Here is a 2,765-nt window from a genome sequence, read left to right as displayed (position 1 = left end):
CGCTAATCGAGATTTCCAATCAAAAGGGTCGTAAACGTCGTGTCGTCACGCGCCGCATTCCGGTGCTACTCAAACGAACTGAACCAAACTGCTTCCGATACTACATCGGCGACCCTCAAAGAGCGTCGGACGAAGTGACTTGGTCACGCTTCCAAAGAATATTGAAAGAGGTTGAATATTCGAGAGAAGTTCGACCGTACAGCGTACAACTGCTCGATTCTGAAATTGCCGCGGTTATCGATCAAAAATGGACGAGGGTGCGATAGCGTTACGTTGACAGTGCACTAATTCAACAAGCGCTGAATACATAAACTCCGAAAGTCCTTTCACACAGGCAGCAGCCGGTTGGCCTGGACCTCGGCGAAGCACTTGGCGAACATCGCCTCGGTGTCCATCACCTCGGTGAAGCCGGCCTGCATCAGCTTGATGGTGGAAACAATCGCCGGCGGTCCGGGCTCGATGCGGCCATGGCCAATGGTGGTGTCGGCATATTCGAAGGGCAGGCCGACGAAGTCGGGCGGGCTGCCGAGCGTAGCCCGTGCCTCTCACGGATCGCTTGCCATTCCGCCTCGCGCGGGCGGATCTCGCGATGCTTCGCAGGCGGCTGAGATGCCCGGACGAGGATCGCGTTCACGGCGCTGCCGGTCATGGCTCCGCGCCCGCCGCCATACTCGCCCAGCACCCTCGCCATCAAAGTCGGCGAGGCGATCAACATCGCCGAAGCTCTGGGCCGTCACTTGGATGATAAGGCGCCCTGTCGTCCTTCGCTGGTCGGAATAACAGCTTGCAAAGGGCGATTACACATATTACAGATAATACAATTATTTCAGATGGAGCTACCCATGACCGACGCTGTGATGAAGCTGAAGGTCGAAGAACTCGATCGCGAGCAGGCCAGGAAGGGTGCGAGCTTCCTGGAACGCGCCTCCGTGCTCGAGCACGGCGGCCTGTACCTAACGAAGGCCGACGGCGAGAGGGTGATGGCCGAAATGCCGGCCTCGTTGCTGCGCGCGATGCAGAGCCTGCTGGCTGCCGTAGCAGAGGCCGGCACGGCGTTCGTTTTCAAGCCCGAGGACGAGGTCTCGCCCGAGCGGGCCGCCGAACTGCTCGGCGTTTCCAGGCCCATCGTCTATCAGCGCATGGATACGGGGAGGCTTCCATTCCGACAGGTCGGCACCCACCGACGGATACGCGCGGCCGATGTCGCGAAGCTTAAGCAGTTCGAGGACAGGCGGAGGTCCTTTGCGGCGGCCTTGTCGGTCGACACGGAAGATCTCGAAGAGAACTATGACCAAGCCGGTAAAAGCGCTTCTTGACGCCAACGTCCTGTACTCAAACCACTTGCGCAATCTGCTGCTGCAATTGGCGCAAAACGACGTGTTCGATGCACGATGGAGCGAACGCATCGAACAGGAATGGCTCGGCGCGATGGAGCCGCGGACGCGCGAGCGTATCGCGACCCGCACCATTCCCCTGATCAGGACGTGGTTTGCGGATGCACTCGTTGCCGGCTTCGACGCACAGTGCGTGATCGGAGTTACGAACTCAAAGGACAGGCACGTCGCTTCCGCCTCAGCGGCGATCGCGCCCTGCGTGCTGGTAACGAGCAACCTGAAGGACTTCGATTTCGCGGCGCTCGCCGCACTTGGCGTCAAGGTCCAATCGCCGGACGACTTTCTGGCAGACTTGTTCGATGCCAACCCAGCGCTGATGGAGGCGGTGACGCGGGAGGCCGCCGCCAACCTCACGCACAGCACGCCTTCGTGGGAAGAATATCTGACCGCACTGGCCGAGCGACACGGACTGCCGAAGTTCGTCGAGCGACTGCGGTCATGGCGCCCGAAAGACGTCGAGGGGCCGGCGGATCCCGACGGTCCCTGAGACGGACAGCGTGAGCGCGCACTCTCCACCGGTGGCCGCTCAGCTTCGCGATCCACAATCAGTGTGAAGTCTGATCCAAGGAGCCGTCCAACATTACGGTGACAGTGCATTCAATAAGCCTCGATACATGAACTCCGAAAGGCTTTTCACGCGGATGGCAGCAGCCGGTTGGCCTGGAACTCGGCGAAGCACTTGGCGAACGTCGCCTCGGTATCCATCACCTCGGTGAAGCCGGCCTGCATCAGCTTGATGGTGGAAACAATCGCCGGCGGTCCAGGCTCGTTGCGGCCATGGCCCATGGTGGTGTCGGCATATTCGAAGCACAGGCCGACGAAGTCGCGCAGGCTGCCCGAGCGCGGCCCGTGCCTCTCACGGATCGTTTGCCATTTCGCCTCGCGCGGGCGGATCTCGCGATCGAGCGAGAGCGGCAGGTGAGCGCCCGGCCGTAGGCCCAGCGACGCGGCGATGGCGGGCCAGATATTCTGCCGGACGAATACGTCGCCGTTAGGCGATGTCAGAGATCGCGTTGCGGGCGAGGGCCGCCTCGCCGGCCCAGGCGATGGCGCGCGCCAACAGGTCGGCATCGATCGCCTGGGCCACGCGCGGTGCGCCGCCGGGGAAGGGCAGGTCCAGCCCTGCCTCGCGTCGCAGCGCGGCTGAGATGCCAAGGGCGGGGTCACTTTCACAGCGCTGCCGGCGGAATAGCCCTGCGATCGGCACCGGCCGCAGGATCGAGCAGGTCCAGTCCTTGCTCCGTTGCAGGGCGCGGGATGGAACTCGTAGGATGGGTGGAGCGAAGCGATACCCATCTCTTCTGTTCGCCGATGGGGTTCGCGAGATGGGTTTCGCGAAGAGCTCAACCCATCCTACACCAACGAGGCTGC

Annotated in this window: 4 protein-coding genes and 1 pseudogene; 3 read left to right on the top strand and 2 right to left on the bottom strand. The window is 62.0% G+C overall.

All coding sequences use genetic code 11. The annotated features are described in order from the left end of the window. From ABSG20_RS34045 to ABSG20_RS34035, 3 genes are all read left to right on the top strand, one after another. On the top strand, nucleotides 1–266 hold a 266-nt coding region (locus ABSG20_RS34045; protein ID WP_423868826.1), incomplete at its 5' end, for a hypothetical protein. A gap of 576 nt (nucleotides 267–842) precedes the next feature. After that, on the top strand, nucleotides 843–1,316 hold the full coding sequence (locus tag ABSG20_RS34040; protein ID WP_423868825.1) for an excisionase family DNA-binding protein: 474 nt from the start codon (nucleotides 843–845) through the stop codon (nucleotides 1,314–1,316). Next, nucleotides 1,288–1,881 (top strand): VapC50 family PIN domain-containing toxin, encoded by a 594-nt coding sequence (locus tag ABSG20_RS34035; RefSeq protein ID WP_423868824.1) that lies wholly within the window; start codon nucleotides 1,288–1,290, stop codon nucleotides 1,879–1,881. Before ABSG20_RS34040 ends, ABSG20_RS34035 begins: the two co-directional genes overlap by 29 nt. Before the next feature lie 146 nt (nucleotides 1,882–2,027). On the opposite strand, the gene ABSG20_RS34030 is transcribed toward ABSG20_RS34035, so the two are convergent. Together ABSG20_RS34030 and ABSG20_RS34025 are read right to left on the bottom strand one after the other, a co-directional pair. After that, nucleotides 2,028–2,465 carry a hypothetical protein gene (locus tag ABSG20_RS34030; protein WP_423868823.1) on the bottom strand — a complete coding sequence of 146 codons (438 nt, stop codon included), beginning with the start codon at nucleotides 2,463–2,465 and terminating at the stop codon, nucleotides 2,028–2,030. Then, nucleotides 2,386–2,765: pseudogene (locus ABSG20_RS34025) on the bottom strand (hypothetical protein); the annotation flags it as partial. The gene ABSG20_RS34030 and the pseudogene ABSG20_RS34025, both read right to left, overlap by 80 nt.

Origin of the sequence: Bradyrhizobium sp., from assembly GCF_049512235.1 — a bacterium.
Taxonomy (GTDB): domain Bacteria; phylum Pseudomonadota; class Alphaproteobacteria; order Rhizobiales; family Xanthobacteraceae; genus Bradyrhizobium.
Note: the sequence above shows the minus strand (reverse complement) of the source record. Positions and strands in the feature narration are given on the sequence as shown.

Coding starts and splice junctions, on each gene's coding strand:
- ABSG20_RS34040 (WP_423868825.1), top strand. CDS start 843: ATGACCGACGCTGTGATGAAGCTGAAGGTCGAAGAACTCGATCGCGAG.
- ABSG20_RS34035 (WP_423868824.1), top strand. CDS start 1,288: ATGACCAAGCCGGTAAAAGCGCTTCTTGACGCCAACGTCCTGTACTCA.
- ABSG20_RS34030 (WP_423868823.1), bottom strand. CDS start 2,465: ATGCCGACCTGTTGGCGCGCGCCATCGCCTGGGCCGGCGAGGCGGCCC.